The 19,678-nt window shown below is 67.7% G+C and carries 10 protein-coding genes; 7 read left to right on the plus strand and 3 right to left on the minus strand.

What is annotated here, in order from left to right; all coding sequences use genetic code 11:
- Nucleotides 1-15 precede the first annotated feature (15 nt).
- The 3 genes from AC1D3B_RS22935 to ppc all read right to left on the minus strand — a co-directional run bounded on the left by AC1D3B_RS22935 (nt 16) and on the right by ppc (nt 11,397).
- Complete coding sequence (locus AC1D3B_RS22935) at nt 16-8,181, minus strand: glycoside hydrolase family 94 protein (RefSeq protein WP_478192978.1); 8,166 nt, start codon at nt 8,179-8,181, stop codon at nt 16-18.
- Nucleotides 8,178-8,396 carry a hypothetical protein gene (locus AC1D3B_RS22940; protein ID WP_478192979.1) on the minus strand — a complete coding sequence of 73 codons (219 nt, stop codon included), beginning with the start codon at nt 8,394-8,396 and terminating at the stop codon, nt 8,178-8,180. The genes AC1D3B_RS22935 and AC1D3B_RS22940 overlap by 4 nt, the downstream gene beginning before the upstream one ends.
- Nucleotides 8,397-8,550: 154 nt before the next feature.
- Nucleotides 8,551-11,397: a phosphoenolpyruvate carboxylase gene (ppc, locus tag AC1D3B_RS22945; RefSeq protein WP_478192980.1), complete on the minus strand. Its 2,847-nt coding sequence runs from the start codon at nt 11,395-11,397 to the stop codon at nt 8,551-8,553.
- Nucleotides 11,398-11,492: 95 nt separating this feature from the next.
- Between ppc and hemC the strand changes: the two genes are divergently transcribed.
- The 7 genes from hemC to AC1D3B_RS22980 all read left to right on the plus strand — a co-directional run bounded on the left by hemC (nt 11,493) and on the right by AC1D3B_RS22980 (nt 19,635).
- Complete coding sequence (gene hemC / locus AC1D3B_RS22950) at nt 11,493-12,398, plus strand: hydroxymethylbilane synthase (RefSeq protein ID WP_478192981.1); 906 nt, start codon at nt 11,493-11,495, stop codon at nt 12,396-12,398.
- Nucleotide 12,399: 1 nt separating this feature from the next.
- Nucleotides 12,400-13,170: a uroporphyrinogen-III synthase gene (locus tag AC1D3B_RS22955; protein ID WP_478192982.1), complete on the plus strand. Its 771-nt coding sequence runs from the start codon at nt 12,400-12,402 to the stop codon at nt 13,168-13,170.
- Complete coding sequence (locus tag AC1D3B_RS22960; RefSeq protein WP_478192983.1) at nt 13,167-14,246, plus strand: uroporphyrinogen-III C-methyltransferase; 1,080 nt, start codon at nt 13,167-13,169, stop codon at nt 14,244-14,246. The genes AC1D3B_RS22955 and AC1D3B_RS22960 overlap by 4 nt, the downstream gene beginning before the upstream one ends.
- A 7-nt stretch (nt 14,247-14,253) precedes the next feature.
- Entirely contained in the window at nt 14,254-15,537 is a 1,284-nt protein-coding gene (locus AC1D3B_RS22965; protein ID WP_478192984.1) for a heme biosynthesis HemY N-terminal domain-containing protein, read from the plus strand.
- Nucleotides 15,538-15,774: 237 nt separating this feature from the next.
- Nucleotides 15,775-16,929 (plus strand): polysaccharide biosynthesis/export family protein, encoded by a 1,155-nt coding sequence (locus AC1D3B_RS22970; RefSeq protein WP_478192985.1) that lies wholly within the window; start codon nt 15,775-15,777, stop codon nt 16,927-16,929.
- 16 nt (nt 16,930-16,945) lie between these two features.
- Nucleotides 16,946-17,386 (plus strand): low molecular weight protein-tyrosine-phosphatase, encoded by a 441-nt coding sequence (locus AC1D3B_RS22975; RefSeq protein WP_478193036.1) that lies wholly within the window; start codon nt 16,946-16,948, stop codon nt 17,384-17,386.
- Entirely contained in the window at nt 17,383-19,635 is a 2,253-nt protein-coding gene (locus AC1D3B_RS22980) for a polysaccharide biosynthesis tyrosine autokinase (RefSeq protein WP_478192986.1), read from the plus strand. Before AC1D3B_RS22975 ends, AC1D3B_RS22980 begins: the two co-directional genes overlap by 4 nt.
- Nucleotides 19,636-19,678: the final 43 nt, after the last annotated feature.

Here is a 19,678-nt window from a genome sequence, read left to right on the forward strand (position 1 = left end):
GTATTTCCCGACTTGTCATCCGACCTTGATGACTGATTGTTCCGGTAGCACGCGCCAGATGATCCATTCACCGATGGCGATGTAGTGTGTCGCAGCTGATGCTTCTGGGGGGCTGCCGTGCTGCAGCGTGAACTTGCGGCCTGCAAGGCGCAGCACGATCTCGAAGCCGGGCCAGCCTTGCGGCACGCGGGGGGTGAGGGAGAGCTGGTCGCCGCGCACTGTCAGGCCCAGCAGGGTCTCGACCGCTGCGCGGTGCATCCAGGCCGCGGAGCCTGTGTACCAGCTCCATCCGCCGCGGCCTGCGTAGGGGGCTGCGCCGTAGACGTCGCCGGCCATCACGTAGGGTTCGAGTTCGTACAGGGGGCCGCGCTCCGGGTCGCGCGCGCGATGCGCGGGGCTCAAGCCCTCGAAGGTCTGCCATGCCGCCTCGATGTCGCCATGCAGCGCCTGCGCCATCATGGCCCACACGGCGGCGTGCGAATACTGGCCACCGTTCTCGCGCACGCCGGGCGGGTAGGCCTGGATATAGCCCGGGTTGTTGGTGGAGCGCGCCAGCGGTGGATGCAGCAGGCGCATCAAGCCGTGTGGCTTGTCGTGCAACTGCTGCTTCATCGAGGCGAGTGCCTGCGTGGTGTGTATGTCGTCCGACGCGCCCGAGAGCAGGGACCAGGCTTGCGCGATAAGGTCGATGCGGCATTCCTCGTTGATCGACGAGCCCAGCGGTGCGCCGTTGTCGAAGAACGCGCGCCGGAACCACGCGCCGTCCCAGCCGGCTGCGTGGAGGGCACTGATCCAGCCTTGTCGGGCCGCGAGCCAGCGCTGCGCACGCTCGTTCTCGCCGCGGGCCTGGGCGAAGGGCGCGAAACGCTCGACCACGCTGCACAGGAACCACGCGAGCCAGACGGATTCGCCGCGGCCTTCGTTGCCGACGCGGTTCATGCCGTCGTTCCAGTCGCCGGTGCCCATCAACGGGAGGCCATGCGCACCGGTCGCGAGACTGCGGTCGATGGTGCGCGCGCTGTGCTCGTAGAGGGTGGCGGTCCGGGTGCCGATCTGCGGCGCGTAGTAGGCATCCTCCGCGCCGGGCGGAATTTCCGGGCCTTCGACGAAGGGCACGATCTCGTCGAGCACGGACCGGTCCGCGGTGACGTCGACATAGTGGGACGCGGCATACGGCAGCCAGAGCAGGTCGTCGGAGAAATGCGTGCGCACGCCGGCACCACCGGGCATGTGCCACCAGTGCTGCACATCGCCTTCGGGGAACTGCCGCGCCGCGTTGACGAGGATCTGCTCGCGCAGGCGCGCCGGATCGGTCATCGCGAAGGCCATCGCGTCCTGCAACTGGTCGCGGAAGCCGAAGGCGCCGCCGGCCTGGTAGAACCCGGCCTTGGACCAGAGCCGGCACACCAGCGTCTGGTACATCAGCCAACGGTTGACCATGGCATCGAAGAGCGGGTCCGGTGTCCTGACCTGCAGGCGACCCAGCAACTCGTCCCAGAATCCGCGCGCCTGTGCCAGCGCCTCGGCCACGTCGCGCTGCTGCCAGCGTCGCGCCAGTTGCATGGCGGCCTCGGGGGCGTCCGCGTGCCCCAGCATGAAAGTGAAAGTGGCGCCTTCGCCGGCCGCGAGCTTGAACTCGCCGGCGATCGCGGCGCAGGCATCGAGGCCGCTGCCGCCGCGCCCGCCCAGGGCCTCGGGCAGCTCGATCGCGCCGCGGCCGGCAAAGAATTCGCTGCGATCGCAGGTCCACTGCGTCGCGCCGTTGAAGCCGGCGAGTTGAACGAAACCGGTGCTCCCGCCGAAGCCTGCACTCGACTCGCGCTGCTGACCGAACACCGCCGGCAGGTCCTCGGGCTTCCATGTGTGGACGGTCCGCCGTTCGCCGCGGGCCGCCCCCAGTTGCCACTCGACCATCGCCATGGCCCGCATGCGGCGAGCGCCGATGCCTTCGTTGCGGATGCTCACGTGCACCAGCTTCATCCGATCGTCCCGATCGGCGAAGAAGGTGGTTTCCAGCACCACGTTGCGATGCAGGCATTCGAACACCGTGTAGCCCTGACCATGGCGCACACGGTGCCGCGCGGCGGCGACACCGCGGCCGGCCGGCGTGAGAGGGAAGAGTTCGCGGGTGTCGAGATCCTGCAGCAGGTAGTGCTCGAAGGCCGGATCCTGGACCGGATCATTCGACCACGGCGTGACCTGGTGAAGCCGGCTGTTGGTTGCCCAGGTGTAGCCCGTGCCCGATTCGGAGATCTGGAAGCCGAATGAGGCATTGGCGATCACGTTGACCCAGGGCCGCACGGTGCGCCGGTTCACGTCGACTTCGAAGCGGAACTCGCCGCTCCCCGCATCGAAGCCGCCTTGCGGCGCGACCAGGGCATCGTTGATGTGGGCGGTGGGCGGCAGTGTCGAGAGCGCGACGCGAGTCCCCGCGTCTTCGTTCGTCGGCCCGGCGGCAGTCTCGCGCAGCGACGCCACCTGCGATTCGAGCGCTCGCCCGTCGGCGGTGAATACGACCCGGGCCAGGCTCGACAGCGCCGCCTTCTCCGATGGCGCGACATCGGAGTCGCGCAGCAGGTAGAAGCCTGCGGCATCGTTGCGCGGAAAGCTGTTCTGCGTCTGCTGTGCGACACGGACACGCAACGCCTCGATGTCCCTCTGCAGCGGCATCAGGTACGAGTGCGGTTCGCTGTTGAGCACCACGAGATCGCAGGCCACGCCGCCGAAGCCCCACCAGGGCTGGGCGCGCAGCAGCGTGTCGACCAGTCCCTTGCCGGCCATGGAATGGATGTAGACCAGCACGATCGGCTTGTCGCCCGAGATGCCGAAGCGCCAGATCTGGCGCAGGTCGATCAGTCCCCGGTCGCGCATCGCGCGGGGCGTCGTGTAGGTCAGGACGGTGGTGAGGTCCTGCAACGCGAGGTTCTTGGCGGGGTCGATGCTCAGGTCGCGCAGCCGCACCTGCGCCAGCGTGGCGGCCATGCGCGCTGCGCGCTCGACGTGCATGGGCTGCAGGTAGCGGTCGATGCCGGGCATCAGGGCTTCCACATCGTCGTCGGCCGAGGTCGCGAAAGTCACGCGCGCGGTGGCGCCCGGCGGGATCGACAGTCGCACGCGCAGGCAGGCGATCGGGTCGAGACCGTTGATCGGCGTGCCATCGGCCCCGAGCGGTTGCGGCTCGAGGGCTGGCGTGGCCAGCGTGCGGTTGCGTCCGATGAAGGCGCGCCGGTCGGTCATGCAGTCGACGGACAGTACCTGCGCATCCACCGACGCGACGAAGTGCGCTGCCGCGACCACCGGGTCCCCGTGCAGGCGCGGTTTGCGCGACATCAGCAGTGCACGCCAGCCCGGCTCCCAGCGGCTCTCGACGAACAGGTTCGCGAAGGCGGGATGCGCCTCGTCGGCCTTGGGGTTGGACAGCACCGGCTCGAAGTAGGAGATGAGTTCCAGCGTGCGTGTCTCGCTGCCGGTGTTGTGCAGCGAGACGGTGCGCAGTTCGGTGTCGTCCTCGGGGCTGATGAGCACCGTGGTGCGCGCCTGCAAGCCGGGGCCGGTCGCGTCGAACTGCACCTGGTCGGCCAGGAAGCGGGCCTTGTAGCGCCAGTGCTCGCCCGGCGCGGGCAGGGCGGTGAGCGAGGTGAGCGCGCGGCTGTGGGCATCGCGCACGTAGAAGAAGGTGCCGTAGCTGTCGCGCAGCGGATCGTCGCGCCAACGTGTCACGTTGAAGGAACGCCAGCGGCTGACGCCCGCACCGTTGGCGCGCAACGCGACCGTGTAGCGGCCGTTCGACAACAGGTGCGTCGGCTGGAAGCCCGGCTCCATCGGATCGACGACGCGCGGCTGGAAGATCGGCGGCGCTTCGGCGGTGGCCGGTTCCGGCGGCGTACGTGGATCGGCGCTGCCGATGATCTGCCGCGGCGTGCGCTCGTGAAGCAGCGACGCGTACGCCTCGACCAGTGGCGCGCTGCCGAACCAGCGGCACGGCGCATCGTCGCGAACGGCGTTGCACAGGGCCACGAGCGTCATGCCGTGGTGATGCGCCATGACATTGCGCACGACGGTGTACGGTTGGCCCTCCGGCTGGCGCGAGACGGTGAAATCGATGGCGTCGAAGAAGCCGAACTCGCCGCGCGCACCGAGCGATTCGAGCAGCTGCAGGTTGATGACCGCATCGGCCGGCCTGAGCAGCGCCGCCATGGCGGTCGCGTAGGGCGCAACCACGCGATCGGTCGGCGGTGTGCGGCGCAATGCGAGCCGCGGCACGCCGAAGGGCGAGTACTGGTAGGCGAGCGAGTGGTCCCGCGCGAAGTAGGCGGATTCGGAAACGCCCCACGGCAGGTTCTGCGCCGAGCCGAAGCTCTGCTGTTCCCCGATCGCGGCCAGGTTCGCCACTTGCAGCAGGCCGCCGACCGGCTCGGCCATGACGAGCGTCGGCATCAGGTACTCGAACATCGAGCCCGACCAGGACTTGAGCCCGGGCTTGACGCCCACGGAGAGAAAAGGCCGGCCGAGCGCCATCCAGTGCCGGCGCGGCACGTCGCCCTTGGCAATGGCGAGGAAGCTCAGCAGCCGCGACTCGGACGCCAGCAAATCGTAGTAGCTCGCATCGAGCATGTTCTCTTCCACGCGCAGGCCGATGTGGAAGAGGTGGCGCTTGGTGTCGTAGAGGCCGCGGAAGTCCATGCCGGCGCACAGGGTCTCGCAGCGCTGCGCGAGCACTTCCATTTCAGCGGCTTCGGCGCTCGACGCGACGAAGGCTCGGCAGGCCTGTGCCACCGCCATCAGATGCCCCGCGAGATTGCCGCTGTCGACGCTGGACACATACGCCGGCGGCAGCATCCGCAGCGACTGCGTGTCGTACCAGTTGTAGAGATGGCCCTGGTGCTTGTCGAGCCGGTCGACGGTGTCGAGGGTGGCGGTGAGGCGCGCGGCCAGCGCCTTCGTCTCGATCCAGCCGAACTCGCGCGCACAGCAGCAGGCGAGCAGGTACATGCCAATGTTCGTGGGCGAGGTGCGGTGCGCGATGGTGAGCTCGGGTTCGAGCTGGAGGTTGTCCGGCGGGAGGTGGTTGTCCCCGGGCCCGACGACATGCTCGAAGAAGTGCCACGTGTCGCGCGCCACCTGCTCGAGATAGGTACGCCGCTCGATGCTGAGCTCGCCTCCGGTTTCGGCCGGGGTTCGGCTGCACCACCACGCGGCAACCGGGGCGAGCGCCCACAGCACGAAGAGAACAGGACCCATCCATGGATGAGGACTCCACAGCGCCGCCGCGGCGATTGCGATGCAGATGCCGCTGGTGAGCGCAGCTCCGCGCACGAACGCCGACAGCTCGTAGCGTGCCTGCGCCTGCGCCTGCGCAGCGGTCGTCCATTCGAGCAGGTGCCGACGGCTCACCACCAGGCGCCATCCGACGCGCAGGGAGGCGTCGATCAGCAGCCGCGTCTGCGCCGCCAGTTGCACGAACTGCCACGCGGCGCTTGCCATCGCACGCAGCAGCTCGGTCGCGCCCACGTCGAAGAAATGGGGCAGCTCGATCGAGCGCCGCGTCGGCACCAACCCGGCGAGTGCGCCCAGCAAGGGGCCGAGCACGAGGGCGGAGGCCACGGCAGCCAGCGCCCAGGTCAACGGAAACGAATCCGTGAATACCACCCAGCCCAACAGCGCCGTCGACGCCGGCACCACCATCGCCCGGCGCAGGTTGTCGCTCATCTTCCAGAGTCCCAGCGCATCGATGCCGAAGCGCCGCGCGCGCAACATGAGCGGCAGCAGCTGCCAATCGCCTCGGGCCCATCGATGCCAGCGGGAGGCGGCGACGCCTACGTGATGGGGATGGTCCTCGATCAGGACCAGGTCGCTCACCACGGCGCAGCGCGCGACTGTGCCTTCGAGCAGGTCATGGCTGAGCACGGCCCCTTCGGGAACGCGCCGGTCCAGCGTTGCATGGACGGCGTGCACGTTGAGCAGGCCTTTTCCCGTGAAAGAGCCGGTGCCGAAGACATCCTGGTAGAGGTCGGACGCGCTGTTGCTGTAGGGGTCGAGCCCGCACTGGCCCGCGAACATCCAGTGAAAGAGCGAGCGTTCGTCGCGCTCGGGAAAAGGCGTGACGATGCGCGGCTGGAGGATGCCGAAGCCTGCCACCACGCGCGCTTCGGCTTCCGCGATCTGCGGTGTGTTCAACGGATGCGCCGCCACCGCGACCAGCTCGCGCAGCGTGCCGGGCGGCAGGCCCGTATCGCTGTCGAGTGTCATCACATAGGGGATGCGTGCGGCGAGTTGCGATCCCGCTGCCGTCGGCACGAAGCCGCTCGCATCGCCGGCGGCCAGCAGGCGCAGCAGCATCTCGAGCTTGCCGCGCTTGCGCTCCCAACCCATCCAGCGCTGCTCGGTGTCGGACCAGGTCCGCGGGCGATGCAGCAGCGTGAAGCGTGCCGGCGCACCTGCCGGCGCGGGGTAGGTTTCGTTGAGCGCCACGATGCGCCGCATCGCATCGTCGAGCAGGCCCGCGTCGTCCGGCATCGAGGCTTGCGGGGCATCCACCCAGTCGGTCAGCAGCGCGAACTGGGCGTGGTCCTCTCGATTCGCGAGCCAATGCAGCTCCAGGCGATGAGCGAGCTGGGCGTTGGCCGCCGGCGAACTCAACATAGACGGGATGACCACCAGCACACGATGGGCCTCGGGGATGCCGGTCGGGAAATCCAGGCGAGGCAACGCGCGCACGCGGGTCGACTCGGCCACGATGCGGTGCACCAGCGCGATCACGGATTCGGACAGCGGCCATGCCAGCAGCACCAGCGCCACCACCGAGGTCCAGGCTGCATCGGCCCAGCCGAAACGGCTCAGCCCATGGACCGATGCGGCCAGCAGCAGCGCCGTGCCGATGACCACCGTCAGTGCGTAGAGAGGCAGGCGCCAGCTGCGATGGGAAATCCGGCGCAGCGAAAACGGGACTGCCCCGGCGCCATCCGCGTGCGCAAGCGCTGCGATCAACGCCGGGCGGCCTTCGCCGAAGAGGTAGTAGCCAGCGGTCCGCTCGGCCAGGGACCAGCGCGTCTCTTCGTCCTCCTGCGCGTGCAGGTCGCCGGCGGCTTCCAGGGCCAGGCCCACCACCGCTTCCGCGACTTCGCGCTCGGGCCTGCGCAGGGCGCGCGCGACCTGTTCCATCGCGTGCGTGATCTGCTGGCGCGTGAGTTCGCTTTCGCGGCCGTAGCTGGGCAGCTCCCGCAGCACGCGCAGTGACCGGCTGACGGGTTCGATCAGGTCGGCCCATTCGACCTGCCCGATCATCCGCAGCGTGGTGATGATGTTGCCGACCGTCAAATTGGCGGCGGCTTGCGCGGACTGTGCGCCGGCGATCAGCGCGGGGCCGTTCGGGCAATGATGCTCGGTCCATTTGACGAGCGCGGGCGCATCGTCGCCATGCTCGACGGGCAGGCGTTGCCAAAGCTGGGTGAGATAGCTTTCCTGCATGCCACGGCTTTGCAGCGCGCGGTAGAGCACGTCCAGGTCCTGCATGGAAAGGCGCGAGGCCGAATCCCACGCCGCATGCGCGACCTCGCGGGCCACCTTGCTTTCGGCAATGCTCTCCGCGACGCGGCGCAGGTTCTCCAGGAGCACCACGCGAAGCGTGGTGGGCAGGGCCCACAGCTCGCCAAGTGTCAGTTCGTCGATGTCCTGGTAGGCGTTGAGAAAGGCGGTGAAGAGGTCCTTGTTCAACACGCTGTCGGTGTGTGCGACATAGGCCCAGGCGATGCCGTAGACGCGTGGCAGGCCGGCCAGCGGCGCCGCCGCGAGCTTGGGCAGGCGTGCGTAATAGCTGCGCGGGACGCCTTCGCGGATCTGCTGGAGCTGCGCCTCGACAAGGTGGAAGTTGTCGAGCAGCCACTCGGCGGCCGGCGTGACGTAGCGGCCGCTTTGCGAGATCAGCGCGATGTAGTCGAAGGCGCTGCGTAGCGATTCGAGGTTCTTGTCGACGCGCGGAAAGAAGGGCGTCGCGTTGCCGCGAGAGCGCTCGCCCTGCACGACCTGTGCGCGCGCCAGGCTGTGGCCGTGCTGCTCGAAGCGTTGGGCGCCGAACAGCTCGGCCCGGATCGGCGGTTCGACCGGTTCGTGCGGACCCAGGAGGAGGTTGCGGGCGTACTGGCTCAGCGCATCGAGCCGGTCGACGACCGCCGCGGCGCTCAAGCGACCGCGAACAGGCCGATGGCGAGCACCACGGCCACGCAGGCCATCGTCACGATGCGGCCAGCGGCGACTGAACGCACCCGCTGCAAATGGCTCCGTACTGCAAACCATCGCCCTTGTGCCAACGCGCAATGTCGCATGTGCGATGCCAGCGCATCGAAGTCGCCGCTGACGAAGTCGATCTGGGAACGGGCAAGCGATTGCGGGGTAGACATGACGAAGACTTCCTGTGAACGGCCCTTGAGCCGCCGCGCGATTGCGAGAGCTGTGAACTTGGGTACAGGGTACTCGTCATTGAATACCCTTCCTTTTCGCCTTCGCCGGAAGCTCGCGTAGGAGACGGAGCACAAGCCGCGTTCGCGCGCTTCCCTAGCCGGTGTTTCGCAGGCCTGCCGCCACGCCGTTGATGGACATGTGGATGCCCCGCTGCAGGCGCTCGTCGTCCTGCCCGGCGCGGTAGCGTCGCATCAGTTCCACCTGCAGGTGATGCAGCGGATCGATGTACGGAAAGCGATGGCGAATAGAGCGCTGCATGTCGGCGTTGCCTGCCAGCCGTTGCTTCGCGCCCGTGATCAGCGTCAGCGCATCCGAGGTGCGATGCCACTCGGCGTCGATCATCGAGAACACCTTTTGCCGCAGCTTCTTCTCGGCCACCAGTTCCGAGTAGCGCGAAGCCAGCGCGAGGTCACTCTTGGCGAGGACCATGTCCATGTTCGACAGCAGCGTGCGGAAGAAGGGCCATTGCGCATACATGCGTTGCAGCAATGCCTGCCGTTCCTTGTGCGCCGACGGGTTGGCCGCCTGCGCAAGGAAGCGCTCGATGGCCGAGCCGAAGCCGTACCAGCCGGGCAGCGTGAGCCGGCATTGCCCCCAGCTGAAGCTCCAGGGGACGGCACGCAAGTCCTCGATGCTGCGGCTCGGATTGCGCGAGGCGGGCCGCGAGCCGATGTTGAGTTCGGCGATCTCGCGGATCGGCGTGGCGCTGAAGAAGTAGTCGCCGAAGCCCGGGGTTTCGTACACCAGCGCACGGTAGGCGGCCATGCTGGCGGCCGACAGTTCGGCCGCCGCGTCGACGAAAGCCGCGGGCGCGGGCTTGGCGGTCGGCAGCAGCGTGGCTTCGAGCGTCGCGGCCACGAGGGTCTCGAGGTTGCGCCGGCCGATCTCGTGGTTGGCGTACTTCGAGCCGATGACCTCCCCCTGCTCGGTCAGCCGGATCTGCCCGCGCACCGTGCCCGGTGGCTGGGCGAGGATGGCCTGGTAGCTCGGGCCGCCGCCTCGACCCACCGTGCCACCGCGGCCGTGGAACATGCGCAGCCGGATCGGCACGCTGCTCCCCGCGTTCAGTTCGTCAAAGAGCGCCACCAGCGCGAGTCCGGCGCGGTAGAGCTCCCAGTTGCTGGTGAAGATGCCTCCGTCCTTGTTGCTGTCGCTGTAGCCCAGCATCACGTCCTGCTCGGCGCCCGAGCGCTGGATCAGCGCGTGGATGCCGGGGAGGGCGTAGAAGGCCCGCACGATCGGCGCGGCGTTTCGCAGGTCCTCGATTGTCTCGAACAGCGGGACGACGATGAGGTCGCAGGTCGCGTTCTCGGCGAGGGTTCCGCGCAGCAGGCCGACTTCCTTCTGGAGCAGGAAGGCTTCTAGCAGGTCGCTCACCGTCTCGGTATGGCTGATGATGTAGTGGCGAATGGCTGCGACGCCGAAGCGCGCACGCGCCGTGCGGGCAGCCGCAAAGATCGCGATCTCGCTCTTTGCCAGGGGCGAATAGTCGGCGTCGGGCACGCGCAGTGGCCGGGCGTCGTCGAGCAGCCGCAGCAGCAGCGTCTGCTTGTCCTCTTCGGCCAGGGCGGCGTAGTCAGGCTCGATGCGCGCGGTGGCAAGCAACTCGGCGACCACTGCCTCGTGCTTGTCCGAGCTTTGCCGCAGGTCGACCGTCGCGAGATGAAAGCCGAACACTTCCACCGCACGGATCAGCGGATGCAGGCGCTGAGCGGCCAACACCGCGCCGTGCTTGTCGCCGAGCGACTCCTCGATGATGCGCAGGTCGGCGAGAAACTCTTCGGCGTTGGAGTAGGGGTTCTGCGGCGGCACGGCGTGTCGCGCCGCCTGGCCGCCGGTGAGGTCGCGCAGCGTGGCCGCGAGGCGCGAATAGATGCCGGTCAACGCGCGACGATAGGGTTCATCGACGCGGTGTTCGTTCTTGTCGGGCGAGCGCTCCGCCAGGGCGTTCATCTCCACCGACACATCCACCAGCGTGGCCGACAGCGACAGCTCGCCGCCCAGGAAGTGCACCTCCGTCAGGTAGTGGCGCAGGGCGAGTTCGGCCTGGCGACGCAGTGCGTATTCGAGCGTTTCGGCGGTCACGTTGGGATTGCCGTCGCGATCCCCGCCGATCCACTGGCCCATGCGCAGGAAGGGGGCCACCGAGGGCACGTTGCCGCCGTGGGCGAGCGCCTTTTCCAGATCGGCGTACACGCGCGGGATCTCGCGCAGGAAGGTCGCTTCGTAGTAGCTCAGCGCGTTCTCTATCTCGTCGGCGACCGTGAGCTTGGAGAAACGCAGGAGCCGCGTCTGCCACAACTGCGTGACGCGGGTGCGCATCTGGCTTTCGTTGTCGGCGTACTCGATGGGCGTCAGCGCATCCTTCTTTCCGGCGAAGGCTTGCTGCCGCAGGGCGATCTCGTCGCGCGCGGTGAGCAACTGCGCGATGGCGCGCTCGGCGTCCAGGATGCTCTTGCGCTGCACCTCCGTCGGGTGCGCGGTGAGCACCGGCGACACATAGCTGTGCGCAAGCGATTCCACCACCGCCTCGGGCTTGATGCCGGCCTTGCGGATGCGCGTGAGCGCGATCTCCAGGCTGCCTTCGGCGCTTTCGCCGGCCCGGTCGGCTTCCGTGCGACGTCGGATCTGGTGGCGGTCCTCCGCCAGGTTCGCGAGATGGCTGAAGTAGGTGAAGGCGCGGATGACCCGCACCGTCTCGGCCGCGCTCAGGGCCTTGAGCAAGTTCTTGAGCGCGCGGTCCGCCGCATGGTCCGCGTCGCGCCGGAATGCGACCGACAGGGTGCGGATCTTCTCCACCAGTGCATAGCTCTCCGCACCCTCCTGTTCGCGGATCACATCGCCGAGGATGCGGCCCAGGAGCCGGATGTCGTTGATGAGGGGCAGGTCTTCGTCACTGTGCCGGCGCTTGGCGGCAGCCGGGGCGGGGCTCTTCTTCATTCGGATCATCTCCTCGTCGGATGGGCCTGCGGCGACGTTGCTGCGGCGCAACATGCTAGCATCTCGCGGGTCTCTTTCTCATTGGAAAAACGGTCTTGACCAACATCGTCATCGCCACGCGCGAAAGCCGGCTGGCCATGTGGCAAGCCGAGCACGTCCAGGCACTCCTGCAAGAACAAGGCCATACCGTCGCGCTGCTCGGCATGACCACCCGTGGCGACCAGATCCTCGACCGCTCCCTCAGCAAGGTCGGCGGCAAGGGCCTCTTCGTCAAGGAACTGGAACTCGCACTCGAAGAAGGGCGTGCCGACATCGCGGTGCATTCGCTCAAGGATGTGCCGATGGACCTGCCCGACGGCTTCGCGCTGGCCTGCGTGCTGGAGCGCGAGGACCCGCGTGACGCGCTGGTGTCGCCGCGCCATGCCTCGCTCGACGAACTTCCGCGGGGGGCCGTGGTCGGCACTTCCAGTCTCCGGCGCGTGGTGCTGTTGCGCGCGCTGCGGCCCGATCTGCGCATCGAACCCCTGCGCGGCAACCTCGACACGCGGTTGCGCAAGCTGGATGAAGGCCAGTACGACGCGATCGTGCTCGCCGCAGCCGGCCTCAAGCGGCTCGGCCTGGAAAGCCGCATCCGGCAGACCTTCGAGCCCGACGCCATGCTGCCCGCAGCGGGGCAGGGCGCCCTCGGCATCGAGGTGCGCGCGGATCGACAGGACCTGATCGACCTGCTCGCGCCGCTGTCAAGCCGCAACGACTGGCTCGCGACGGCCGCGGAGCGCGCGGTCAGCCGGGCGATGGGCGGCAGTTGCTCGATGCCGCTGGCGGCCCATGCGCGATGGCAGGCCGACGGCGGTCTACGCATCGATGCCGCCTGGGGCGATCCCGAAGGCAGCGAGCCGCTGGTGCGCGTGCACACGGTGGCCGAAGCGACGGATTTCGCGCAGGCCGGCGCGCTCGGAGACGACGCCGCGAGGATGCTCCGCGCGGCCGGCGCGCATTGAGATGGCGCCGGCAAGAGTGATCGTCACGCGGCCCGCCCGCGAGGCCGCGCGCTGGGTCGACGACTTGCGTGCGGCAGGACTCGATGCGGTCGCGTTGCCCCTGATCGCCATCGAGCCGCTGCAAGATTCAACGGCGCTGGATGCCGCGCGACAGCGGCTGTCCGACTATGACGCGCTGATGTTCGTGAGCGCCGCCGCCGCCGAGCATTTTTTTCGCGGCACCGGCATTGCCGCGCCGCTGCGGCCCCGTTTCTGGGGCACAGGACCCGGCACCACGCGTGCCATCAGGGAGGCCGGCGTGCCCGAATCCTCGATCGACGCGCCGACCCCGGATGCGCCGCAGTTCGATTCCGAAGCGCTGTGGGCGGTGGTGCGGCCGCAGGTCGGGCCGGGTGCGCGTGTCCTGATCGTCCGCGGCGGCGATGCCTCCGGCCAGGCTGCCGGACGCGACTGGCTCGCGCGCGAGATCGCGGCCGCTGGGGGCACTTGCGACGAGGTGGTCGCCTACCGTCGTCTGCTGCCGTCCTTCGGCGACGTCGAACGCCATCTCGCGGCCGAAGGCGCGTCGGGTGCCGCGGTGTGGCTGTTCAGCAGTTCCGAGGCCATCGCCAATCTCTGCCGGTCGATGCCCGACACGCCCTGGCATGCGGCGCGCGCGATCGCCACGCACGAGCGCATCGTCGATGCCGCGCGTACCGCGGGTTTCGGTCGTGTGCAAGTGTCTCGGCCTGATCTGCCGGTGCTGGTCGCGTCGATAGAATCGCTCGCATGAGCGACGCTTCCGTCTTGAATGAGCCCCTGCAGGAACCCATGGCGCGCGCTCCGGTGCCGGCCACCCTGCAGGCCAGCCATGCGGCGGCCGTGGCGCTGCTCTCGCGCATCCTGTTCGGATTGCTGGCCATCGTCGCCGTGGCGGCGCTGGTGACTTCGCTGGCACTTTGGCAAAAGGTCAGCGGCATGCAGGAACAGCTTGCGCGCCAGAGCGCCGACGCGCTGGCCCAATCGCTGGAGGCCCGCACCCTGGCGCGCCAGGCCCATGAAGTCGTGCGCGACACGGCGGCCCGGCTCGCCCTTGCCGAGACGCGTGTCGGCGAAGTGGCCTTGCAACGCACCCAACTCGAGGAGCTGATGCAGAGCCTGTCGCGATCGCGTGACGAGAACCTCGTCGTCGATATCGAGGCGGCCGTCCGCCTGGCGCTGCAACAGGCGCAGGTCACGGGCAACGTCCAGCCTCTGCTCGCGGCCCTCAAGGCCGGCGACCTGCGCATCTCGCGCGCATCGCAGCCGCGCCTGGCGCCGCTGCAGCGTGCGATGCAGCACGACGCCGACCGTCTGCGCGCCAGCGCGAGCGCCGACAACGGCGAGGCGCTCCAGAAGCTCGACGACCTCATCCGCAGCGTGGACGACCTGCCGGTGCTCAACGCCGTGGGCATGCGCGGCACGGGCGCGAACGCGCTGCAGGTCGAGCCGGTTCCGGCCGACGCCCCGTGGTGGGAGCGTTTCCTGGTGCAGGTGCGCAACGAGGCGCGCTCGCTGCTGCGGGTCGGTCGCATCGAGCGCCCCGAAGCCGTGCTCCTGACGCCGGACCAGACCTTCTTCCTGCGCGAGAACCTCAAGCTCAAGCTGCTCAATGCGCGACTGGCACTGCTGTCGCGCCAGGTCGATACGGCCCGCGGAGAGCTCGCCACGGTCTCGGCTTCGATCAACCGCTATTTCGACCCGTCGTCGCGTCGCGTGCAGGCCGCCGCAACGCTGGTGCAGCAGTTGCAGGCCCAGGTGAAGGCCACGGAGCCGCCACGCATCGACGAAACCCTGGCGGCGCTTGCCACGGCCGCATCCGGTCGCTAGTCGGGTCATGCGCGCAGTTCTCTGGTTTCTCGCCCTGTTCGGCATCGCGGCTGCGGTGGCGCTGTTCGCGGGCAACAACCAGGGCACGATCACCGTTTTCTGGCCGCCGTGGCGGGTCGACCTGTCGCTGAATCTCGTGCTGCTGCTGTTGTTCGGCGCTTTCGTGCTCCTGCACCTCGCGCTGCGGGGCCTCTCCGCGCTGTTCTCGCTGCCGAAGCAGGCGCGCCAATGGCGCCTGCAGCAGAAGGAACGCGCGTTGCATGCGGCCCTGCTCGATGCGGCTGTGCAGTTGCTGGCGGGTCGGTTTTCCCGTGCGCGCAAGGCCGCGCTGGCTGCCCTCACACAGGAAAGAACGCTGGCGGCACTGGACGCCCGGCTTCCCCAGGCCTTGCAGGTGCGCGTCATGGCGCATCTGCTGGCGGCGGAGAGCGCGCAGTCGCTGCAGGACCGTCCGGCGCGCGACGCGCACCTGCAGCAAGCGCTCAACGAGAGCGCGGAACGCGGTGCCTTGTCCTCGCCCGAAACACGCGAAGGCGTGCAATTGCGTGCCGCCCGCTGGGTGCTGGACGACAGCGACGCCCCGGCAGCACTGGCGCGGCTGGAGGAACTGCCGCAGGGCGCGCAACGGCGCACGCTCGCCTTGCGCCTGCGGCTGAAGGCCGCCCGGCAGGATCGGCGGACGCTCGAAGCGCTCGAGACGGCGCGGCTCCTGGCCAAGCACCGCGCCTTCTCGGACGCCGCGGCGCAGAGCATCGTGCGCGGGCTGGCGACCGAACTGCTGTCGGGCGCCCACGATCCGGCCCAACTGCTGCGGGCCTGGAACGAGTTCGAAGCCTGGGAGCGCGAGATGCCCGAGGTCGCGATCCACGCGGCCCAGCGCATGGTGGCGCTGCGCGGCGACCTGACGCTGGCGCGGTCCTGGCTGCTGCCGGTCTGGGAGCGCATGATCGAGCAGCCCCAGAGCCTGGGCGAGTCCCTGCGCGTGAAGCTCGTGCGGGCGCTCGAGGCGGGTCTCGATTCGGTCGATGCCGAATGGCTGGCCCGGATCGAGTCGGCACAAAGAAACAACCCGCGCGACCCGAATCTGCAGTACCTTGCGGGCATGGCCTGCATGCGGCGGCAGCTCTGGGGCAAGGCGCAACAGTTGCTCACACAGGCGGGGCTTGGCTTACAGGACGCCAACCTCCATCGACGCGCCTGGCAGGCGCTTGCGCAACTCGCGGAAGCGCGCGACGACAACGACCAGGCCTCCGCCGCGTGGAAACGCGCGGCCCAGACAGAGAATCCCTGATAAACACCCGCTACATGCGGGGTGATTGCTATCGGAATAGTAGCAATCCGAGATCATCGAAAGATGCAATCCAAGGCCGTGGCCTACATCTTCCGTATTCGTTTCGGGTCATAAAACACTGGTTTGCTCTAGCTAACGACCTACGCCAAGAAAGGGTTGAGAAGCCCAATTTCCTGATGTACAGTCGTAACTGTTTGCAAAAGTATTCATTTCAGGGTCACGACGCGGAGTTTGGTTTTGAAACGTCTTCCATTACATGCCGCTTTGTTGGTCGCCGTGGGCCTCTTGGTCCAGGGCTGCGCGCCCCTGGCACCGGGCTTCCGATCCGCCAGCAACGACGCTTCGAATTCTGTCTCGCCTGCGGGCTTCTCGTCGGCCACTATCGATCCGCCGCCCCCGGGCGCCCTGATCGAGATCACGCCTGACCTGATCAAGGCGCAGCGTGCCGCCACGCTCGAGACCAAGCTCGGGCCCGACGTCATGTCGTTGCTTGGCCAGCCCGGGCCTTACCGCATCGGCATCGGCGATGTCGTGGGCATCGTGGTCTTCGACCACCCCGAGATGGTGTTCAGTTCGGTGCCCGCGACCACGGTGGCTGATCCCGCCAGCGTTTCGCCGGCACCTGGCTACATCGTCTCGAACACCGGGCAGTTGAGCTTTCCGTATGTGGGCAAGCTGAATGTGGTCGGAATGACCATCCAGGAGCTCGAGGAAGCGGTCGTTCAGCGGCTTTCGAGGGTATTCAAGAATCCGCAGCTCAGCGTGCGGGTCGAGGCCTTCCGGAGCAAGCGCGCCTACATGGAGGGCGAGGTGCGCACGCCGGGCCTCCAGGTGTTCACCGACATTCCGATGACGCTCTCCGAAGCCCTCAACCGCGCCGGCGGCGTTGCGCCCACCGGTGACCGGACCTCGGTGAACCTCACGCGCGATGGCAAGACCACGCGCATCGACCTGATCGCCATGGCCGATGCCGGCATCGACCCGAGCCGCATCCCGCTGAAGAACGGCGACATGATCTACGTGCGCAACCGGGACGAGAGCAAGATCACCGTGATGGGCGAGGTGACGCAGCAGATGGGCGTCATGCTGCGCAGCGGCCGGCTGAGCCTGAACGACGCGCTGATCGAGGTCGGCGGCCTCAACCTGACCACCGCCAATCCGCTGCAGATCTACGTGATCCGCAACGAGTCGAAGGGCCAGTCGATCTTCCACCTCGACGCGCGCACGCCGACGGCCATTGCGATGGCGGATGGTTTCGCGCTGAAGCCCAAGGACGTGGTGTATGTCGATCCGGTTCCGCTGGTCCAGTGGAACCGTGTGCTGAACCTCATTCTTCCGACCGCCACGACCGCGATCACCTATCGCGATCTGGGTACGCCGGTGGGCCGCTAGCGGACCGATCGTGACCATCCGGAACGTCCTCGTGGTGTGCCTCGGAAACATCTGCCGCAGCCCGATGGCCGAAGGCCTGCTCGCCTCCGCCTTGCCGGACGCGGAGATCGGGTCCGCGGGGCTGGAGGCGCTCGTGGGACATCCGGCCGATCCGATCGCCTGCGAACTGATGAACGAGCGCGGCGTCAACCTCGCCGACCATCGCGCACGCCAGATCAGCCACGAACTGTGCCAGCAGGCGGATCTGATCCTCGTGATGGATCGCGAACAACGGCGCAGGGTCGAGGAGCGCTATCCCTTTGCTGTAGGCAAGGTGTTTCGACTTGGCGAGTTCAGTGATCGCGACGTGCCCGACCCGTATCGCGCAGGCCGCGACGTGTTCGGCCAGTCTCTTTCGCTCATAGAAGACGGTGCCCAGGAATGGGTCAAACGCATATCAAGAGTATCCAGTCGATGACATCCACTCTCACCCCCAAAGCCAATCCCAGTTCGCACGGCACGACGGACGAGGAGGATCTCAACCTCGGGCATTACCTCGAAGTGTTGACGGCGAACAAGTGGCTGATCGCCGCGGTCACGCTGGTGGTTTTCGGGATCGGCGTCGCCTACGCGCTGCTCGAGCGGCCGATCTACGAGGGCAACCTCGTCATCCAGGTCGAGGACCCGGATACCAGCAGCAAGGGCATCCTGAGCGAAGCGGGCGGGCTGTTCGACGTCAAGACGCCTGCGAGCGGCGAGATCGAAATCCTTCGCTCGCGCATGATCGCGGGCCAGGCGGTGGAAGCGACCAAGATCTACATCGCGGCCGTTCCACGCTACGTTCCCTACATCGGCGGCTGGATGGCGCGGCGCGCGACCACGCTGTCGGACCCCGGCTTCCTGTGGCTCGACGGCTATGTGTCGGGCACCGAGCAGATCGCGGTGTCGGATTTCAACGTGCCCGTCAACATGGAGGGATCGCTCTTCATCGTGACGGCCAAGGGGGGTGGCCAGTACCAGCTCTCGAACCCGGGGCTGGCCGAACCGCTGACCGGAACCGTCGGCACGATGCTGAAGGCCAACGTCGGCAAGGAAAGCATCGAGCTCCTGGTGACCGAGCTCGCCGGCAAGCCCGGCGCGCAGTTCAACCTTGTGCGCACCGCCAAGCTGCCGACCATCGTCGGATTGCAGAGCAGCCTCAGCCTCATCGAGCGGGGCAAGTCGTCCGGCATCATCAATGTGTCGCTGCAGGACGGCGATCCCTACAAGCTCACGCGCGTGCTGAACGCGGTGGGCGAGCAATACGTCAAGCAGAACATCGAGCGCAAGGCTGCCGAGGCGCAGAAGACGCTGTCGTTCCTGGACGTGCAGTTGCCGCAATTCAAGCGCCAACTGGAGGCTTCCGAAGAAGCCTACAACCGCTTCCGCGTGCAGAAGGGCACGGTCACCATCGGCGAGGAAGCCACGCTGATCCTGACCCAGGCGGTCGATCGCCAGACGAAGCTTCTGGACGCCCAGCAGCGCCGGCGCGAACTCGAGAGCCGGTTCACGGCGAATCACCCCACCGTCCAGACGCTGGATTCGCAGATCGCCGCGCTGAAAACGGACATTGGCGAGATCCAGGGCCGCATCAAGAACCTGCCGACCGTCCAGCAGGATGCCGTGCGCCTGGAGCGCGACGTGAAGGTGAACACGGAGCTCTACCAGTCGCTGCTCAACAATGCGCTGCAATTGCGGCTGGTGAAGGAGGGCAAGGTCGGCAACGTGCGCGTGCTCGACGAGGCGATCCTGCCGATGTATCCGGTGAAGCCGAATCGCAAGGTCATCATGGCCGCCGCGCTGGCCCTGGGGCTGTTCCTGGGCGTCATCGCCGCATTCCTGCGCAACGCCTTCGTCGAGCGCAGCATCCGCGACCCGCATGAAGTCGAGGCCGAAAGCGGCCTGCCGGTGTTCTCCTCTATTCCGCTGAGTGCGGCGCAGGAAACGATTTCCAAGCGACGACTCAGCGGGGCCACCGGCGTCAGGCTGCTGGCGATCGAGCATCCGGACGACCCTGCGGTGGAAAGCCTCCGGAGCCTGCGTACCGCGATGCAGTTCGCGATGCTGGAAGCGCCGAACAACCGCGTGCTGATCACCGGACCCACACCCGGCGTCGGCAAGAGCTTCGTGACGGCGAACTTCGCCGCGCTGATGGCGGCAGCGGGCCGGAAGACGCTGCTGATCGATGCGGACCTTCGACGCGGCCACACGCACCAGTATTTCGGACTGCAACGCCATGGGGGCCTGTCGGAACTGATCGCCGGCAGCCTGACCATCCAGCAGACCGTGCACCGCCAGGTGGTGCCAAGCCTGGACTTCCTCGCCACTGGCCAACTGCCCCCCAATCCCGCCGAACTGCTGGTGTCCGACTCGTTCAAGTCGACGCTGGAGAAGCTCTCCGAGCAGTACGACCTCGTTGTCATCGACACGCCACCGGTGCTGGTCGCCGCCGATACGAGCACGGTTGCCATGCATGCAGGCACGGTGCTGCTGGTGGCGCGCGCCGACCTGTCGACCATGGGCGAGCTGAAGGAAAGCACGCGCCGGCTCGTGATGGGCGGCAAGACGGCGACCGGCGTGCTGCTCAATGCGATGAACGTCGGACGCCGCCAGTACGCGGCCTACAAGTACGGGCGGTATCGCTACACCAGCTACAACTACGAGAGCATCCTTCCAGAGGAACAGTAGCTCGCCCCCCAGGCTTACTCACTTCGTGTAGGCGCCCACCCCC

Source organism: Variovorax sp. P5_A3, assembly GCF_056400665.1.